The organism is Polynucleobacter kasalickyi, assembly GCF_900176405.1.
In the GTDB taxonomy this organism is placed as follows: Bacteria; Pseudomonadota; Gammaproteobacteria; order Burkholderiales; family Burkholderiaceae; genus Polynucleobacter; species Polynucleobacter kasalickyi.
This window is the reverse complement of the sequence record NZ_FWXJ01000001.1, coordinates 128750-147927: the sequence shown is the minus strand read 5'-3', so window position 1 is coordinate 147927 and position 19178 is coordinate 128750. Positions and strand designations below refer to the sequence as shown.

The window sequence follows — 19178 nt, the reverse complement described above, 5'->3', positions numbered from 1 at the left end:
AACAACCCTCTAAGGTCACACTTTAAAAAATAATTTCAATCTTTAATGGCATTACTCTGGTTTAATATTCTTTGCTTTGATCAATTTGGTCCATTTAGCGATATCTGCCTTCAGAATATGATCTAACTCCTCTGGACTAGAGCCGACCGGTTCTGCACCAGAAGCCAATAATTTGGATTTAGTTGCTTCAGTTGCCAAGACCTTCTTCACGGCGGCATTAATACGATCAATTTCAGATTTTGGAGTACCTGCTTTAGCGAACATTGCATACCAATTATTGGAGTCAACACCGGCGATTCCTAACTCCGTAAACGTTTTTACATCAGGTAAAACAACACTACGCTTAGGTGCGGCAATGCCGATGACTTTTAATTTGCCAGACTTGATATAAGAAATTAAACCAGGAATATCGCCAAAGAAGCCATCCACATGACCGCCCATGACGTCCGTAATTGCTGGGGCGGCACCTTTGTAAGGGACATGTAAAAAGCGTCCTTTCGTAGAGTCAGCTAACTGCTCCATCGCTAAGTGAGGCACACTCCCCGTGCCAGAAGAGGCCATCATGACATCTCTTTGCTTGGCTAATGCGACTAACTCAGAACCATTATTGGCGGGACTAGCCGGATTTACTACCAACGCTTCCACATTGTTTACAACCAGAGAGATTGCTGCTAAATCTTTTAACGGGTTATAAGAAAGTTTCTCATACAAGCCAGGATTAATTGCAACTGCACCGGCACTAGTAAACCATAAGACTTTGCCATCAGCAGGGTTTGCACCCATATATTCCGCAGCAATAGCACCATTGGCACCAGGCTTATTTTCAATCACAATTTGCACGCCTAGCTCTTTACCTAATGGCTCAGCAATGGTTCTTGCCACAAAATCTACCGGGCCTCCGGGCGGGAAGGCGACTAACATTTTAATTGAGTTCGATTGGGCTTGCGCTGTCGAAAAGGAGAGCGCCAAACCACACAAACTCAGTTGCAGAAATTTTTTATTCAAAATCATTTTCATTATTTATCCTTAATCGCAACGAGCGGACATACCACCATCAATCACAATTTCTGTGCCAGTAATAAACCTTGATTCATCAGACGCTAAAAACACTGCTGCGTTTGCAGTATCACGACCATCGCCCATAAATGGCAATGGAATTCTTGATTGACGCTGTGCGAGCAAAGCTTGCACATCGCCGCCGGCCCTTTGTCCAGCTAAACGCGTCTCGACCATAGGGGTATGTAACTGTCCAGGAACAATGGTATTCACGCGAATATTTTGCTTGGCGTATTGCACTGCCACTACTTTCGAGAGTTGAATGACGCCAGCCTTGGTTGCCGCGTAAGCAACTTGTGCGGCGCCTGTCCAACGCATGCCAGAAGTGGATGCCATATTAATAATAGATCCTGAATTTGCTGCAACCATATGCGGCAATACATATTTACAGGTCAAAAAGACACTTTTTAAGTTGTAGTCAACCTGTGTATCCCAAACTTCTTCCGGCATTTCAACGGGACCACCTTTTGCTGAACCACCTACGTTATTCATCAAAATATCAATCTTTCCATAAGCAGCAATACATTCTTTAACCATTTGCTCAATGGAAGAGGATTGCAAAATATCAACGAGTCCTGTCTTGATTCTGGGTGCTAAATCACCAGCCAACTTTAAAGTCTCATCCAATCTAGACTGATCGATATCTGTCGCAAAAACTAAGGCGCCTTCTTCAGCAAATCGAATGGCGCTAGCACGACCATTACCCCAACCTGGTCCAACAGAACCCGCGCCAGTAATTAATGCTATTTTGCCTGCTAATCTTCCTGTACTCATGATGTTTTTCTTCTAAAGTTAATATGACTATGGTTTTTAACGATGATGGGTTTGGCTAAACTAAGTTACCAAATCCATAAAAATGGTGTGGATTTTTTACCATTATATGCTCGATTTTTTCTGCATTATCAGCAATCCTAGCAATGGAATTGACCAAAACACCATCGTCTGGAATATGATGGTGGTTAGGATGTGGCCAGTCAGTACCCCACACACATCGGTCCGTAAATTCATCCACTAAAGTCTTAGCAAAAGGTACTCCATCCTCATAAGGCGGAACTTTTGAAATTCGGTCTAAGCCACTCACTTTGACATGAAACTTAGGATCTTTGAGGAGTTGTAATAAGCCTTGGAAATCTGGGTGGTTCACCCCTAAACTAGCATCGACTCTACCCATATGATCAATCATCACTGGTACTGCTGATTTTTTTAATTCGCCACTGAGGGAATGAACCAGACTCGGTTCAAAATGGATTTGTAAATGCATCCCTAAAGGCGCTAAGCGATGGGTTAAGGCCAAAATATCTGCCATCGAATCTTTAGTTTTTAAGTGCGCCATAAAGTTAAAGCGAATCCCTCGAAAACCCTGTTGATACAGTTTTTTTAACTCGTCTGTGCCCGTGACTGCAGGTGCTAAAGCAACCCCTAGATAATCTTTTGGTCGAGTAGCAATTGCATCGGCAGTTGCAGAATTATCGTAACCATGGAGGGCAGTTTGGACAATCACTCCTCGTTGGATTCCTAGACGATGGTGTAAGTCAAAGAGTTGCTCTTTGGTGGCGTCCACCGGCGTGAAATTACGGGTCTCAATATACGGAAAAGTACTGGCAGGGCCGAAAATATGAAAATGAGAATCACAAGCTAGCGCAGGTAATTTTAAGTTTACTGGGGCAATTTCATCTAAGTAGGTTTTGATTAATTCAGTCATAGTAATTATTGATCTATTAAATTTATTGAACTAAATGCTGTTGAATTCGCAACAACATCTCCTGTGCATCATTTAAGCCATTCATTCTCGAAGCGCCACCTAAATGTGGGGTAACCAATACTTCCGCAAATTGTAATAAAGGATCATCTTCCGCGGCCGGTTCTTGACGCATCACATCTAAACCAACCCCGCCTAATCGTCCGGCACTTAGCGCATCAATCAAATCTTTTTCGTCCACAATTTGGGCTCGTGAAGTATTGATTAAAAAAGCGCCTTGTGGCATTAACCCTAATAATTTCTGATTCACCAGTCCAGTAGTTTCTTCATTAAAAGGAATATGCACACTGACAAAATCATTTTCAGAAAAAAGCGCTTCTAAACTAAGGTACTTTAAGCGCAGACTTTCCTCTAAGGTTGCAGGTAAGCGCGATCTCTTGTAGTAAGACACCTGCATGCCAAAAGCATTCGCTAAAGGGGCTACTTCATAACCAATTTCACCGAGCCCCAAAAGTCCTAAACGCATTCCTGAGATAGTTTGCAACTTCGGAATACGCCCAAAATTTGCTCCTGCCGTATGTCTTTTATCGTATGGACGGATCGGAAAACCTGCTTCGGCTAATCGATTGCTTGTTACTAAGCCACTAATCAAGGGCATTCTTTTCGCCATCGCTAGCAATAAAGTCATCGTATGCTCGGCCATCGCAATATTCGTTCTACGACGTAAAGTAAAGACTTCAACACCTTGCTGGGCACAAGCTGATTGATCAATATTAAAAGTTAATTGGCCAAAATTTTGAACAACCTTGAGGCGCTTCGCGAGTCCTAATTCTGTAGACCCCACAGTGGCACTTTCCACAATCAAGACATCGGTATCAGGAAGATGGCTGTGCATTTCTTCTTCAGTTTGAAATAATACAATCTGAGCTGGATATAGTGCTGGTAAAGCTGCTCTCATCTGCTCTAGCCACCCTTGAAAATCGGGTTGGTCGGTAGAGTTAAAGTCAGCAAAAGCGGCCAACCGCTCTGCTGTACAACTTGGATCCAGTAACACTTGCATCAACCGTAGGATGCGGTCCTCTTCGACTAATATTTTCAGCATCGCTTAACCTTTATTTTTGATCTGCAACAATTTCATCCAATCCCGCAATTTCATTGCTGGCTGATCCATCCCAGCTAACACTTCCTCAATTTGACGCTCATCACAATATAAGCCTAAGCAATCTTTAAATTTATTTTGTAACTCCACACTACTTGCAGGATTTTTCGGTGAGCCTTTGTGAATCGGCACTGTTTCAGTAATCACACGGCCGTCTTGCAAGTGCATGTGAATCGTGACAGGTTGATCAAAGGGCGCTTTACGAACTGCCGGAATATCTTCTGACAAATGCGGTGGAACAACCACTTCAATCCGTTCAATCAACTCTTTAACAGCTGGTCGAGTGACCGCTTCATCAGTGAAAGAATTTAAAACAGGACGCTCGTCAACTAAACTCGTCGCAATACAGTACTCTAAAGAAGCTTTTGCTTGTAACCCGTTCACAGGACGCGTATGAATGAGCGTTCTTGGATATAGAAAACTCACCTCTGCCACAATTTTCTTCACATCAGCTAATTGGACGCCAAATTTTTCTTTTAAGAGTAAAACGCCATCCACCGCAAAGAGTGGTGGACGACCGCAAGGGTACAACTTAAAAGTTGGTCCAGGTTTTACAATAAAAAAAGGCGCACCCCACTCTGGTAGATTATCTTTTAATAAATCATTATTCCAATCCTTCGCAAAGACATCCCCGAAACTCATTTTGCCGTCGAATATTTCTGGGTCCCCAGTAAATCCTAATTTTGCTAATTGCGCAGCTTTGAGGCCATTACTAGCAGCAATACCGCTGTGCATCGACATGGTCATGGTGCCAAAATTACGTCGCACACCGCTTGCTTGTGAAGCATTAATACCAAAGGCATACGCCATTTGCTCAGGCGTTAACTTTAATAAATATCCAGCAGCAGCAACGGCAGCCAAACTGCCTTGGGTACAAGTTGCGTGCCAACCATTTTCATAATGGGTTGGATTTAAGATGGTACCAAAACGACATTCCACTTCATAACCGATGACAAACGCTTTTAATGCTTCTTCGATACTGGCGTTTGCTATTTCAGCTGCCGCTAAGACCGCGGGCAATAAAGGTCCGGAAGGATGACCGCGCATTTCTGCTTGATTATCATCAAACAGTTGCAAACTAATCATCGTGCCATTAATCAGCGCAATATCAGCTGCTCTGCCAGATTGACCATAACCAATCAAGGTACATTCACCTTGATGCGTAGCATCATGCAGGTAAAGTGATTTAAGGATTTCAATCGGTTTTTCTTGATAGGCTGTATAGGCGCAAGCAATACTATCAATCATGCAGTTTTTTGCTGCGTCTAGTTCAAGGCTAGTGATTTTAGAAGGTAATACCTCTAGGCATTGTCTTACGAGTTCTTGAGTAATTGTCATAGTAAATAGATTTAGTTAGCTTGAATATTGCTTGATTTAACCACCTTGGACCAGCGTTCAACTTCTTTTTTCACGAACGCTGCAAATTGTTCTGGAGTCTGATTGGGGACTGGTTCAAAACCAGATTTGAATAAATTCTTTTTCACATCTGATGATTGCAAAATCCCTTGCACATCTTGACTGATTTGCTGAACTAATTCTTTAGAAGTTCCAGCAGGAGCAAACAGGCCATACCAATTACCCAATTCAAAACCAGGTAAAGTTTTTCCTATCGGTGGCACATTAGGTAAGATGGCAATCATCTCCGAGCTAGTTACGCCAAGAGCAATCAGCTTTCCTGCTTGAATATAGGGCAGTGCGCCTGTAGTTCCCGACATAAATGCTTGAATTTGGTTACTCAATAAATCCGTTACCGCTGGTGATGCCCCTTTGTAAGGAACATGCAACATTTTCAAACCTGCCGTTTGATTGAAAAGCTCCATCGATAAATGACTAGCAGTACCGACCCCAGCTGAACCAAAATTCATTTTTTGAGGATTGGCTTTTACTAACTGAATAAATTCTTGTAAATTTTTAACGCCAAGGCTCGGATTTACCACCAACACATTTGAAGAATTAGCGACGAGGGCGATAGGGCTTAAATCTTTTAAAGGATCAAACTTTAAATTATTCAGGCTGGGATTTACCGCAACGACCCCCATTGAAGTGAGCAGTAAGGTATAGCCATCAGGGTTGGCTTTAGCCACAATCTCAGCGCCAATACTACCATTGGCCCCCGACCGATTGTCATTGATAACGGACTCGCCCCATTTAGAAGATAAGTAATGTGAGAGCTCTCTCGCCACTGTGTCTGCCGGACCTGCCGGTGCATGAGGGATCACAACTCGTACAGTACGGGTCGGAAAATTCTCCTTCGCTTGAACTCCCCCTACAACTACCGCCAGATTACTTAAAATACAGCAAAGAATTACTATGACCCGCTTCAATTGGGCGTTTATCACAATTACATCTCCTATTATTTTATTTATTTGAATTTTAACGATTATATTTGGAATTTATGGCTTTGGATCTTGCGCATGTTCTTCAATTAAATCTTTTAAATCCATTTTTCTTAAGGTAGGCGCCATAAAATAAGTGGCTCCAGCTACTAAAATTGTGACAACTCCACCAAAGGCAATGGATGGCACCAGCCCCAACAAACTTGCTGCTAGACCAGACTCTAAGGCACCTAACTCATTCGAGGATCCCACGAAAATGCCATTAATGGCACTTACCCGACCTCGCATTTGATCAGGAGTGGTTAATTGAAAAACCGCGGAACGCACCACAACGGAGATCGCATCAAAAAATCCTGTTAAGGTCAAAAATACAACGCTCAGTAGTACCGTTTGACTCAAACTAAAACCGATAATCGATACCCCAAAACCGGCCACTGCCGCAATCATATATTTACCGGAGTACTTTAAGATCGGATGACGGGCAAGATAAATACCCGTTAACATCGAACCAATAGCTGGCGCAGCGCGTAAAATTCCCAAAGCCTCTGGCCCAGCATGGAGTACCTCTTTCACAAAAGCAGGTAACATCGACACGGCTCCACCAAAAAGGACTGCCATCATATCAAGCGACATCGTGCTTAATAGTAAATGGTGGTTTTTTACGTAACTTAAACCAATCTTTAAACTTTTGAAAAACTGGTTTTTATGTTCCAAACTACTATGTTGCTTTTCATTTACTAAAACAATGGCGTACATACCAAACATGGCAAAGACACCTGCCGTTAGGTAGGTCCACTCTAGTCCAATTAAACCAATTAAGACACCGGCTATAGCAGGACCACTCACCACGCATGCTTGGAAAGCTGAAGACGCATATGCAGAATATTTAGGGGTCTCCTCACGTGGGATGAGTTCGCCAAACAGTGATTGATAAGAAGGTCTTAAGAGCGCGCGACCGATACCTAAGAGCGCAACGCCAAGATAAATTAAGGCAGTGGCAGGTTGGAGATAATCCAATGCAACCAACATTAAAAATATCCCCACGAGGACGTGTAACAGGCAAGCTAAAAATGCAATCAGTTTTCTCGAGTAATAATCAACAGCATGGCCAGCGTAGAGTGCGAATAAAAAATAAGGCACAAGCTCTGCTAGGCCAACTAAACCTAATGAAATGACGTCATGGGTAATTTCAAAGATATGCCACCCGACTGCGACCATCATCATTTGATAGCTGATGGTGGAGGCAATCCGATAAATTAATAAGTCTCTAAATGCTTTAGTTGTAGATTGTTTTGAATGCATAGCAATATTTTAAGCGAAGCCAAGGATTCCCTTGCACTTCGCTATTTTACAGACGACAGCCAGTTGCTGACGTGATAGTTTCCTAGAGCACATCCATTGGTTAATGTGAACTAGCTGATTCTGCATCGTGAGCTACGTCATTGGCATTGTGATCGACCGCTTGATGATGGTCTGCCGCTAAGAAATAATACATTGCTGGCACCACAAACAGGGTAAAGAGGGTTCCCAGTGCTAAGCCAGTAAAGATCACTTTACCCATGGAACTCGTACCTGCAGCTCCAGCACCAGAGGCCAATACCAATGGGATCACACCGAAAACCATCGCCGCCGTCGTCATTAAAATTGGCCTGAGACGAATACTTGTCGCTTCGATAATGGCTTCCAACTTTGACCGCCCTTCCGCTTGTAAGTGATTGGCGAAGTCAACAATGAGAATCCCGTGTTTACTAATGAGGCCAACTAAAGTCACAAGCCCAACTTTTGTGTAAATATTAATCGTCGTCCAGCCTAAATTAATAAAAATTAAAGCACCGAAAATTGCCATTGGCACTGAAACCAACACAACGATCGGGTCACGGAAGCTATTGTACTGAGCAGCTAACACTAAGAAGACGATTGCGATTGAGAACAACATAATCCCGACAAAGCCACCTGATTCTTGCACAGACTGACGGGTAGGTCCTGAGTAATCGACGGAGTAACCTGTTGGCGCCACTTCATAAATCGTTTTAGTAACGAAATCAATGATCTCACCCTCAGAAACTGTAGGCAAAAACGCTCCAACCAATTGCGCAGAATTTAGCTGCTGGAAGTGATTAATCGAACTTGGTATCACTTTATGAACAATCTTGGCAATGTTTCTGACTTGGATTAAATCGCCCTTCGGCGTACGAATGGTCTGATTAAGAATTTGATCCGTGTTTAAACGGTTCACCTGTAAAACTTGTGGAATCACCCGATAAGAACGACCTGCTGCCGCGAAGTAATTTACATATCCACCAGACATCGCAATCGACAACTCATTGGCCACATCCTGTTGTGTCATTCCCAGAGCAGCAATTTTGTCTTTATCAACTTCTAAGATATCTTGTGGTTTATTAATTTTTAAATCACTATCAACGAAGAAAAAGAGACCGCTTTTATAGAGTTTTTCAACCACCTTGAGTGTCACTTCATTTAAGTTCTCATAAGGCTCAGTCGTCTTAATAATCATCTGCAATGGTGCGCCTGTTGCCCCTGGTAAAGCTGGCATATGGAAAGCCTGCGCCCTAATACCCGCAATACTAGAAAATTTTTGCTGAATTTCTGATTGAAAAGTCAGTGAGCTTTTCGATCTTTCATCCCAATCTTTTAAGAGAATACCGCCAAAGCCACTATTCGCAAACGTTAACTGGAACATCTGCATAAACTCTTTTTCTTTTGAAGCGATTTCATACATTTGATTTGCATAGGTCTGCATTTGATTCACTGTCGCATTCGGTGGCCCGGACATACTTAAATAAATCAAGCCACGATCTTCCGTAGGAGCTAACTCCGTTTTGGAAGTGGCAAATAAATAGCCTAAGGAGAGCAAAATTAAAGCGCCCATAATGACCAGCACCTGCCAAGTGGTCAGCAAGCTTCTGAGGCGAACACGGAAGCTATTTTCTAATTTCAAGAAAAGACCATCAATCGTTCTGAGGAATCTACCAGGATTATGGTCATGCTTGAGTAACTTCGAGCACATCATCGGCGACAAGGTCAACGCAACAATCCCAGAAACGACGACGGAACCGGCTAGGGTAAACACAAACTCGGAGAACAACGCGCCGGTAATGCCTTTTTGAAAACCAATCGGAATAAATACCACTACTAACACAATCGTCATCGCAAAGATAGGCACACCTAATTCTCTAGCGGATAATAGAGCAGCCTCCATGGGAGACTTGCCTTCCTTCAAATGGCGGTCGACGTTTTCCACCACAATAATTGCATCATCCACCACCAGGCCAATGGCTAACACAAAAGCCAGTAAGGTCAGCAGGTTTAATGAATAGCCAAGTGCGGACATGATGATAAAGGTACCAATTAAGGATAAAGGCATCGCAATAATCGGAATCACAATCGCTCTAAAACTGCCCATAAATAAGAAGATAACGACCGTGACAATCACGAGTGCTTCAATAATCGTATGTTCAACTTGTTTGATGGAAGCTGTAATCGACTTCGTGGAGTCATACACAATTTGTCCGTGAACTCCTTGCGGTAAATCTTTCACTAAACTTGGGAAAACAGCCCTGACATTTTTCGCTACATCTAAGACGTTCGCATTAGGGGCTGCGTTAATACCAATAAAAATTGACTGTTTGCCACTAAATTGCACATTGATACTGTAATCTTCTGAGCCCAAGGTAACCGTTGCAATTTGATTTAAGCGCACAATATCGGCGCCATTGGCCTTAATCACTAGGCTATTAAAATCTTCGAGCTTTTGTAAATCCGTATTTGCCTTGAGGTCAATACTGACCATATCACCTTTAGTCGTACCTACCGCTGACAAATAGTTATTGCTTGCTAAGGCTTTGTATACATCGCTCGCACTGACATTTAAACCAGCCATTTTGTCTTGATCGAGCCATGCTCTAATCGCAAACTTACGACCGCCTAAAATTTCAGCATTTTGAACGCCTTCAACCGCATCTAACTTTGGTTTAACAACCCGTAATAGATAGTCCGTTAAGCTATTCGCCTCAAAATTTTCACTATTAAATCCCATGTACATTGCCGCTAGGGATTGCCCCGTTTTAATGTCCATCACTGAAGCCTGCGCTTGCGGAGGTAACTGGTTTTTGACGGAAGTGATTTTGGTCGTGATATTCGCTAAAGCCGCATTGGCATCATAATTCAGCTTCAAGGTAGCGATAATCGTAGACAGTCCATTCACGCTGGTTGAAGAAAGAAAATCAATCCCTTGAACTTGAGCAATCGCACCTTCTAATGGTTGAGTAATAAATCCAGCAATCGTTTGCGGATCTGCACCGTAGTAGGCGGTAGTAATTGTGATTGTGGAGTTTTGAGTTTTTGGATATTCGCTGAAGGGTAAGTTCATAAACGACTTATAACCCAGTAACACAATCAAAAAAGTTACCACTAAAGCCATTACTGGTTTTTTAATAAAAACGTCGGTGAAATTCATAGAATGGCTCTTTTCATACAATTCAACAATTTAGCGAAACAACAAAACATTATTTTTCCTGCGGAGTTGGGTTGATATTATTTGCAGGTATCACGCTGTTATTAATGATGAGTGGCGTACCTGTATTTAATTTCAACTGTCCAGAAGTAACGACTTCATCCCCGACGGCAAGACCTGTCAGGATAGCTACTTGATCGCCCCGGGTAGGACCTGTCGTTACCAATATTTGCTGAGCGACTAACTTCGGTGCACTATCAGCAGTTCCTTTATCTTTAGCGGAGTCACTGGTTGGTTCTTCAGCACGTTTGACCACATAGACCATCGCCCCATAAGGGTTGTAAGCAATCGACGTATTTGGAATCGTAATATATTTAACTTTCTCACCAGATTCAATTTTGACATTCGTAAACATGCCAGGTAGGAGCTTCTTATTCGCATTTGTCACTAAAGCTTCAATTTGGATATTTCTAGAATTTGAGTCTACTTTTGGACTAATCGCGGTAATTTTTCCAGAAAAATCTTGATTAATTCCTTCTGCCTTGACATGCACCACTTGACCAACTTTGATATTTTCAGAAGTGGTTTGTGCCATGGTAAAGTCAATATAAACAGGATCAACCGTTTGAATGGTAAACAATTTTTCACCCGTATTAATGTATTGTCCAGGATTAATGGACACGATACCGACTTTGCCACTGAATGGGGCGCGTAGGTTTTTCTTTTCAACTAAGGCAGTTTGTTGCGCTACTTGCGCTAATTTTGCCTTGTAATCAGCCTGACTCGAATCATAAGCATTTTTACTAATCGCATTAATCGCTAATTGGGCCTTGTCACGTTCACTAATAACCCTTGCTAATTCAGCTTGTGCTTGCAATGCCTGTAATTGAGCACGGTCAGCATCTTGTGACAGCTCAATCAATAAATCACCTTTTTTAACTTCTTGGCCAGATTTAACAAATACCTCTTTCACGAGGCCGGTTACTTCGGTGCCCAACTCGACGCCCCGAAATGCTCGAACATTACCAACTGTCGTTAATTGGGGTTGCCACAGCAAGGATTCAGCTTGAATAGATGTGACTGTTTGGGGAGGTATACCAGCACCAGCAATGTATTTTTTGATCATAATGCCTTTGAACACATTAAAGGCAATAATCAAACCCATCAAGATGCCAACGCTGGCAAGCATGATAATCATTCTTTTACGCATGGGTGACTTTGATAATTTGTTCGAACTAGAATCAGTTGGAGGAGTTGTCATATTCATAATCATTTCACTTCGTTAATTGCGTTTGAGAAATTGGCGCGTTACTATTTGCATTAGCCCGCAGGGACACTGGCCCTGACCGATGCCACCAGCCACCACCTAAGGTAGCGTAGAGTGCAGCTGAGTAGGCAAAGCGGTCTGCCTGAGCATTAATTAAATTAATTTTTGCTTGTTGGTACTGGGTTTGTGAATTGAGCACTGCCAAATAATTTGCTGTACCAAAGCGGTATTGTTGCTCTACCAAATTCAAATTGATCCCAGCATTTTTTTCTGCCGTAGCAGCAGCTTCTAAATTTTTAGCAGAGACTTCAAGCGCCTTCAAGGCATTCGATACCTCGACGAAAGCATTAATTACAACCGCTTCATAATTCAAGGCCGCTTGTTCATAATTGGCTTTTGCGGCCCTACGAGTTGCAGTTAAAGAACCGCCTTGAAACAACGGCTGTGTCAAACCCGCGCCTAATGTCCAAAGAGTAGCCTGTGGACCAAACAACATATCACTTAATAAAGCAGAAGTGCCCAGACTTGCGGTTAAATTAATTTGCGGCAGTAAATTGGCTGTTGCCACTCCAACTTGCGCATTGGTCGACTTGACCAATGCTTCGGCGGCCAAAATATCAGGTCGTTGCGCGATCAAAGCAGAAGGAACCATGGCGGGTAACTGCTCCGGCAAATGCAAAGTTTTTAAATCAATCTTAGGACTCGAAGTTCCCGGATAGCCACCCATCAAAGCAGCTAATTGATTTTGAGTAATGGTTAAATTCTTTTCAAAATTGAGTAATTGGCTTTGTGAATTTGCGACGAGTGTATTTTGGGAACTGACATCAATTTGCGAAACAGTACCAATTTCAAATTGTTTACCGACTAATTTTGCAAAATCTTGTTGCGATTCTAAGATTTTCGCCAGTGCTTCATACTGCTCTCTTTGGGAAGCTTCGCGAATAGCTGTTGCCACCACATTGGATGTCAAACTTAAGTAAGCACCTTCGAGTTGGTACTTCTGAAAATCTGCTTGTGCCAAAGCACTTTCAATTTGACGCCGAACACCACCCGTTAAGTCAAGTCGATAACTCACATTAACGCCTGCACCATATAAATTGTAGGTATTGTTGTTACCGCTCGTTTGGCCATAAGTTGCTGGAGGATAAGAGTTACGAGCTACATTTCCCGTCGCTGCAATGGTTGGGAACAATGCCCCATATTGAGCATTCGCATTTTCTTTGGCCGCTAATAAAGACTTATCCGCAGCAGCTAAAGTTGGATTTTTCTCTAAAGCCACTTGTACTAGTTGATTTAAAGCATCCGAGTGAAATTCACTCCACCACTGGGTTGGGAACGCTAAGGCGGCATCAATCCGTTGCTTTGAACCACCAATCGTATTGGGCACGCTAGTTAATTCTTTAGCGCTTACCACGGTTTGTAGGGATGAAAAACTAGGTAAAGTTGGCGACTGATAATCTGGGCCGGCAGCACATGCGCTGAGAAGCACCGTAACTGAACCTAAAATGGCTGTCGATCTAACAGAAATAACAGTTTTGTTTATCATGAATTAAATAGGTTTTTTAGTGGTTATAGCAATTAAAGTAAGTCCCATCATAACATTTTGAGATGAAATCTGATGTCAGTGAGCCCACTAACACCCTGACTTGGATTAATTTTTACGTCTATTTTTTAGAGGGATTATTTGTAAAGATTGACTAACATTTGCTAAATCACCCTCTAGTTGCGTCAAAATTTTACTGAGCGCTATTTCCTGTGCTTTTAAAATGTCGCGACTATCCAGCTTGCCGGTAATCGGCTCGATGACTGAATAGGTTTTCCGGTGGACCACTGGATTTTCTAAATCTAAATGACTCATTAATAAATAATTAATTTTGATGACAACTTTCGGGTCGCGGCGAATGTCAACGTATAAGTCCTCCACATTCCCTTGCAAAACATAGTTGGCATATAGGTTATTGTTATTGGGGTTAACAAATTGGAATACGCCTGCCTGCTCTAACCATTGGCGCGTGGCATTCGTGATCATTTCACCAGGCATTGAAATATATTCGTTGTAAAAATCTTTTTGGAACCTAGCTTCGTCCACCATAAATACCCAAGACTTGGTATCGAAAGGTGTGACCACGGTCATCCCACCTTGGGTAATCCAGAAGTTCGCTTTAGACGCATTAGGTGGCGCAGACCGAGAAGGCATTAAACGCCACTGTTTTACCTCATCGATTGGCTTCGTCAGACTACAGGCGCTCAGCACCAAAACAGTGCAACACAACACTAGTTTGAAAATTTTCATTTTCCGCTCTCACTTCCATTATTTACATTGGACGGCATCAGTACTTTTGCAGGTACTGGTCCTAAAATTGCCCCCGATGGATTCCTGCTCAGTTGTCGAGTTAAGTCGTTGAGTTGTTCTGCCATCATTTTGATTTGACTCAAGGTCATTTGTATGTCGCTATCACTACTACTTAAGCGATTACGAATCAAGATCGAAGAGTCAGCGGTATGTTTAATAATAGTATTCAACTCCGGATTATTCGATAATTTATTAACATTGATCATCAATTGATCTAAATCATTGACTGTGGTGATTAAGCCTGGATTCTTTTTGCCATCCCCGGCAATTAATAAATTCATATTCTTAATTAACAGCTCTAACTGCTGTTTAGTTTCATCCAAATTCAAATTATCGACTGCGTTAATTGCTTTTTGTACCGCCCCAATCACCATATCCGTCTGCGTAGGTAAAGATGGAATGACGGGATTGGCAGGCTGCCAAGCATATTGCAGGGCAGGATAGTTCGCACTATCTTTCACCACATTCAACTCAATATAATTAACGCCCGTCAAGCCCTGGCTTTTCATTTGGGTTCTTAAGTCTTTGGCGATTAAATCCTCAATATGAATTTCCTTGATTTGTTCTTCTTCAAGCTGCATCCTTACCACTACGTAATCATGACGATCGAACTGGGCTAACTTATTTTCATAGAGGGCGCTAGACAATTGAATCGAGGTAATTTTGCCAACTCTGACACCGCGATAACGCACAGAGGCACCCACATCTAGCCCCGTGACCGAACCCTCGAGGTAAGTTTCTACGGTATAGGTTTTATTAAATAACTTACCAGAACTAAAAACCACGGTTAATACAATCGTCATCAGAATTCCAAGTAAGACAAAAAGTCCCAGTCGGTAGTAACTAGCATTAGGATTTTTCACAATTTAGCATCCATTTCACGATTAAAAAACTTTCGAACTCTAGGGTCGGTACTTTCTATTTTTAATTGTCGAGGGTCTCCTCTGGCAATAATCCCCTGACTCTCTTTGTCCAACATAATAATGTGGTCGGCAATGGTTTCAATACTAGCAAGTTCATGCGTCACAATCACAAAGGTAATACCTAGGTTTCTGGATAAATCAAGGATGGTTTGATCCAATTCTGCAGAAGTTACCGGATCTAGGCCTGCGGAAGGCTCATCGAGAAACAAGATTTTGGGATCTAATGCCATGGCTCGCGCGATTGCCGCTCTTTTTTGCATGCCACCACTAATCTCACTCGGCATAAAATGCTCATAAGGTAATAACCCGACCAAATCCAATTTACATCTAGCAATTAACCGAATCGCTTGCTCATCTAGGGTGCTGTACTCTTGCATCATTAACATGACGTTATCGATGAGACTCATCGATCCAAATAAAGCACCCTGTTGATACATCACACCAAAATGCGTCATGATTTCTTGTAAAGCTTCACCACTCGCTTTGGTAATATCCGCTCCATCAATCAAGACTTCGCCAGAAAGGGGTTGGTAGAGGCCAAAAAGGTTTTTTAAGAGGCTCGACTTACCGCAACCTGAACCCCCTAAAATCACAAAAATTTCCCCCTCTTTCACCTGAAAGTTGAGATTTTTGGAGAGAACTTTGGTCCCGTAACCAACCGTCAGATTTTTAACTTCTAGCACATTCATCAGAAGCCCGTCTTCGTAGAAACGTAGGCAAAAATGCCATCAACGACGACAATCATAACAATACTACTCACCACCGCACGGGTCGTTGAAATGCCAACTGCAGCAGCCCCGGTCCCGGTTTGCATACCCCGCATACAACCAACACCCGAAACAACGATGCCAAATAAAATCGACTTGAATAACCCAGAGAAAATATCGTTGAGATGTACGGTATTTAATAGGCCGTTATAGGAAGTAATCAGTGGGATTTTATACATCGTCATGGTGATACAAACGGCAAAGACACTAATTAAATTCGCAAAAATGGTCAAAATAGGCGCAACTAATACTCCAGCTAAGACGCGTGGAATGACTAAAAAACGCATCGGATTCAGACCGGCTGTGACTAATGCATCCACTTCGTTATTCACGGTCATCGTGCCAATCTCGGCAGCAAAGGCCGCCGAAGAGCGTCCTGCCAGTAAAATCGCTGTAATCAGTGGCCCTAGTTCACGAAAAATACCTAAAGAAACTAAAGGCGCGACAAAAGTTTGCGCGCCGAATTGGCGCATCCCAACAGCCGACTGAAAGGCTAAAATCACACCAATCAGAAAAGAAACTAATGCGACAATGGGTAAAGCGGCGATACCAGCCTGAACAGCGGCAACCACAAAATCATTCCAGCGCACTTTGAGTGGATGGGTAGTAGCCCAAATTAAATCGGCTAACAAGCGCCCAATGAAGGTAACCAATAATTTCAAGTCTTGCAAAGCACTTGAAGTTGTTTTACCAAGGCTAACAATCAGCCCATCACTTACTGGTTCAGCTTCTTCGGGGAACAACTGCTCTATCGGTTCAAACTGTTTTAGCAGTGGCAAGAAACGTTCAGCTAGGCCGATAATTTGTACCCCACTCTGAGATTTCTGCTGAGCGTGTTGAATATCGATCAGAAAAGCCACCCCTGCACCATCTAGATAGGTCACTTTTGTAGCATGAATTTCTAGGATTTTAGTACTGGATGGTAGTTTGAGCCATTGATCTTGCGCGTTACGAATGGTTCGCCATACATTTTGTAACGAATGGATAGTTACATTACCTTGTAACACCAACTTGGCGAGCGTTGGACTATTTACCTGCCAAGAGGCAATCGAGGTCTCATGGATCGGCTGCAGTGCACTCGCCTGAAGCGACGCTGACTGTAATGTATTCATTAAATTGAAGTCGATTATTTTAGGTAATTGCCGTACTGAGCTAGCAAACGAATTTTTGATTGTAAAACTTATGATACCTTACTATTTTAACGATGAATGCGGCTCAAGAATAGCCAAGGTGCACGAATAAGCTCTAATATTTGGGGGAGTTCAAAGTAAAACAGATTTGACCTTGGAAATAACTTCCTGATCAAATCTGTTCTATTGGTACATCTAGCTAACACAAGCCTAGAGTTGTCAAACTACACTGACTTATTTCTTTGGAATGACTGGGCATAACAGGTAAGATTGATGCGCACCTCCCGTATGCAAAGTCACCTGACCATCAAAAATTTCAGGTGGACGATCTTTTGGATGATTGTGCGTAAACGGTCCTACTCCAGTAAATGGATGCTTCATGTTCGACAATTTAGCGCCCGTTGCACCCGGATAGACATAGTCTTTGCCGCGTACTGTTAAACCAATACGGTATCCCGCTGGAATCACAATACAAGTCGGTAGAATTTCAACGTCTAACTCATAAATTTCACCGGGGGTGAGCATTTCACGCTTCAAGTGTGGATGATATGGCCGATATGGCTTGGACTTCTCTACATCCAAAGCACGATGAGAAGCTCTTAACCAACCTTGCGCAACTGGCGTGTTCGGATCCAAAGCTCCCTGGAAAGTCACTTCTTTCATATTCGCATCAAACAAACGTACGATTAAGAATAAATCCGCATCCTGCGTACTAGAAGATACAAATAACTTGGCAGCAAGTTGACCGGTAATTTCCATATCTTGATCGGTAGGCTGCGTCAAAAAGGTTAAACCCTCTGACAAACCACGATAAGATACTTGAGCAGACGTTTGTACTGCATTAGGTTGCAAAGTTTGATTGTTCGCATCCAGGTACATATTGGTCCACTGGGTAGAAGCGAGTGGCCATGATGTTTCAGCACGAGCCACAAACTTTTCACCCGGATGTCTCACTTGTAAATAGACTTTCGGTTGACTACGCCAATCATTTTGTTCGCCTTTGAGGAAGTAATCAAAAAAGCGTTTTTGAAGATTACGGCCATAATCTGTATAAAAATGCGTCCAATGCTCAATACCATGCATTTCTAACCACTTATCTTCGGAAGCGGCATTCAAAAATCCTTCGACGTTACCGCGCGTGTGTAAACCTTGTCCACCCCAGTTCCCTGCGGACAGAAGCGGCACTTTGATTTTGCTGTAGTCTGGGGTACGACTTTTCCAAAACTCATCATCAAATTCGTGCTCAAAAGCGAGTCCGCCAAAATCAAATCGATTGGCACCAAGTTCTTCCGTAGTTAAGGTCTCAGGACCAGAAACCCAGTCACCGGTTAACTTACTACGATAGCCATTTTTACCTAAGCCATACTGTACTGACTTCACCTGCATGTCGTACCAGTTTTCAATAAAGTTACATAAAATACCGCCATGATGCGCTAAGTCGCGATAAAAGTCATTCGCACCTTCCCAAATACAAATACCAGCTAAATGTTTTGGTTGTAACGCAGCCACTTGCCATTGATTCATACCGTAATACGAGATACCATTAATCCCGACTTTACCGTTAGACCAAGGCTGGACACCAGCCCAATCGATACAAGTTGCAAAGTCTTGCGCCTCACGGGCACTCCAGAGTTCTACATAACCTGGAGATCTGCCGCAACCACGTGAATCAACGCGAATACAAATATAACCATCCGGCACCCATTTTTCTGGATCAACGACTTCCCAAGATTGGAATTGATTCGTGGAACCATCCCCAACTTCCGGGAAAGTCTCAATCATTCGATCCCAGCAAGTTTTATAGAGTTGTTCAAAATGTAAATATTTTGCATAAGGTCCATAAGTAATAATGACAGGATATTTGCCATCTGCTACTGGTCTGAAAATATCAGCGCGAACCTCAATACCATCATCCATCCGAATAGGCACATCCCAATCGATTTTCATGCCAGCACGAATTTCTGTTTTAAAACTCATTACAACTCCTTTAAAATTTTTGTTATTAACTATTTTT

Annotated in this window: 15 protein-coding genes; all 15 read right to left on the bottom strand. The window is 42.5% G+C overall.

Annotated elements, in window-relative coordinates:
• Positions 1-51: 51 nt before the first annotated feature.
• Positions 52-1017, bottom strand: a complete 966-nt coding sequence (locus tag B8983_RS00690; RefSeq protein WP_084281935.1) for a Bug family tripartite tricarboxylate transporter substrate binding protein — start codon at positions 1015-1017, stop codon at positions 52-54.
• A gap of 9 nt (positions 1018-1026) precedes the next feature.
• Entirely contained in the window at positions 1027-1830 is an 804-nt protein-coding gene (locus B8983_RS00685; RefSeq protein ID WP_084281934.1) for an SDR family NAD(P)-dependent oxidoreductase, read from the bottom strand.
• A gap of 55 nt (positions 1831-1885) precedes the next feature.
• On the bottom strand, positions 1886-2758 hold the full coding sequence (locus B8983_RS00680; protein WP_084281933.1) for an amidohydrolase family protein: 873 nt from the start codon (positions 2756-2758) through the stop codon (positions 1886-1888).
• Positions 2759-2780: 22 nt separating this feature from the next.
• Positions 2781-3857, bottom strand: coding sequence for an NAD(P)-dependent oxidoreductase (locus B8983_RS00675; protein WP_084281932.1), 1077 nt, complete (start codon positions 3855-3857; stop codon positions 2781-2783).
• Between the two features lie 3 nt (positions 3858-3860).
• Positions 3861-5252, bottom strand: a complete 1392-nt coding sequence (locus B8983_RS00670) for an MmgE/PrpD family protein (RefSeq protein ID WP_084281931.1) — start codon at positions 5250-5252, stop codon at positions 3861-3863.
• 11 nt (positions 5253-5263) lie between these two features.
• A complete protein-coding gene (locus tag B8983_RS00665; protein WP_159460772.1) occupies positions 5264-6253 on the bottom strand; it encodes a Bug family tripartite tricarboxylate transporter substrate binding protein in 990 nt (329 codons plus the stop codon).
• A 54-nt stretch (positions 6254-6307) separates the two neighbouring features.
• Positions 6308-7552: an MFS transporter gene (locus B8983_RS00660; RefSeq protein ID WP_084281929.1), complete on the bottom strand. Its 1245-nt coding sequence runs from the start codon at positions 7550-7552 to the stop codon at positions 6308-6310.
• A 100-nt stretch (positions 7553-7652) separates the two neighbouring features.
• Positions 7653-10727: an efflux RND transporter permease subunit gene (locus B8983_RS00655; RefSeq protein ID WP_084281928.1), complete on the bottom strand. Its 3075-nt coding sequence runs from the start codon at positions 10725-10727 to the stop codon at positions 7653-7655.
• Positions 10728-10776: 49 nt separating this feature from the next.
• Positions 10777-11985 (bottom strand): efflux RND transporter periplasmic adaptor subunit, encoded by a 1209-nt coding sequence (locus tag B8983_RS00650; protein WP_234986833.1) that lies wholly within the window; start codon positions 11983-11985, stop codon positions 10777-10779.
• Between the two features lie 13 nt (positions 11986-11998).
• On the bottom strand, positions 11999-13537 hold the full coding sequence (locus B8983_RS00645; protein WP_084281927.1) for an efflux transporter outer membrane subunit: 1539 nt from the start codon (positions 13535-13537) through the stop codon (positions 11999-12001).
• A 105-nt stretch (positions 13538-13642) separates the two neighbouring features.
• A complete protein-coding gene (locus tag B8983_RS00640) occupies positions 13643-14284 on the bottom strand; it encodes an ABC-type transport auxiliary lipoprotein family protein (RefSeq protein ID WP_084281926.1) in 642 nt (213 codons plus the stop codon).
• Entirely contained in the window at positions 14281-15207 is a 927-nt protein-coding gene (locus B8983_RS00635) for an MlaD family protein (RefSeq protein ID WP_143736051.1), read from the bottom strand. The genes B8983_RS00640 and B8983_RS00635 overlap by 4 nt, the downstream gene beginning before the upstream one ends.
• Entirely contained in the window at positions 15204-15956 is a 753-nt protein-coding gene (locus B8983_RS00630) for an ABC transporter ATP-binding protein (protein WP_084281924.1), read from the bottom strand. The genes B8983_RS00635 and B8983_RS00630 overlap by 4 nt, the downstream gene beginning before the upstream one ends.
• Entirely contained in the window at positions 15956-17146 is a 1191-nt protein-coding gene (locus tag B8983_RS00625) for an MlaE family ABC transporter permease (RefSeq protein ID WP_084281923.1), read from the bottom strand. Before B8983_RS00625 ends, B8983_RS00630 begins: the two co-directional genes overlap by 1 nt.
• Positions 17147-17398: 252 nt before the next feature.
• Complete coding sequence (locus tag B8983_RS00620) at positions 17399-19141, bottom strand: CocE/NonD family hydrolase (protein WP_234986832.1); 1743 nt, start codon at positions 19139-19141, stop codon at positions 17399-17401.
• Positions 19142-19178 lie beyond the last annotated feature (37 nt).

Bases quoted from the DNA above. Each gene is read 5' to 3' on its own strand.
- B8983_RS00690 (WP_084281935.1), bottom strand. From the start codon at position 1,017: ATGAAAATGATTTTGAATAAAAAATTTCTGCAACTGAGTTTGTGTGGT.
- B8983_RS00685 (WP_084281934.1), bottom strand. From the start codon at position 1,830: ATGAGTACAGGAAGATTAGCAGGCAAAATAGCATTAATTACTGGCGCG.
- B8983_RS00680 (WP_084281933.1), bottom strand. From the start codon at position 2,758: ATGACTGAATTAATCAAAACCTACTTAGATGAAATTGCCCCAGTAAAC.
- B8983_RS00675 (WP_084281932.1), bottom strand. From the start codon at position 3,857: ATGCTGAAAATATTAGTCGAAGAGGACCGCATCCTACGGTTGATGCAA.
- B8983_RS00670 (WP_084281931.1), bottom strand. From the start codon at position 5,252: ATGACAATTACTCAAGAACTCGTAAGACAATGCCTAGAGGTATTACCT.
- B8983_RS00660 (WP_084281929.1), bottom strand. From the start codon at position 7,552: ATGCATTCAAAACAATCTACAACTAAAGCATTTAGAGACTTATTAATT.
- B8983_RS00655 (WP_084281928.1), bottom strand. From the start codon at position 10,727: ATGAATTTCACCGACGTTTTTATTAAAAAACCAGTAATGGCTTTAGTG.
- B8983_RS00650 (WP_234986833.1), bottom strand. From the start codon at position 11,985: ATGACAACTCCTCCAACTGATTCTAGTTCGAACAAATTATCAAAGTCA.
- B8983_RS00645 (WP_084281927.1), bottom strand. From the start codon at position 13,537: ATGATAAACAAAACTGTTATTTCTGTTAGATCGACAGCCATTTTAGGT.
- B8983_RS00640 (WP_084281926.1), bottom strand. From the start codon at position 14,284: ATGAAAATTTTCAAACTAGTGTTGTGTTGCACTGTTTTGGTGCTGAGC.
- B8983_RS00630 (WP_084281924.1), bottom strand. From the start codon at position 15,956: ATGAATGTGCTAGAAGTTAAAAATCTGACGGTTGGTTACGGGACCAAA.
- B8983_RS00625 (WP_084281923.1), bottom strand. From the start codon at position 17,146: ATGAATACATTACAGTCAGCGTCGCTTCAGGCGAGTGCACTGCAGCCG.
- B8983_RS00620 (WP_234986832.1), bottom strand. From the start codon at position 19,141: ATGAGTTTTAAAACAGAAATTCGTGCTGGCATGAAAATCGATTGGGAT.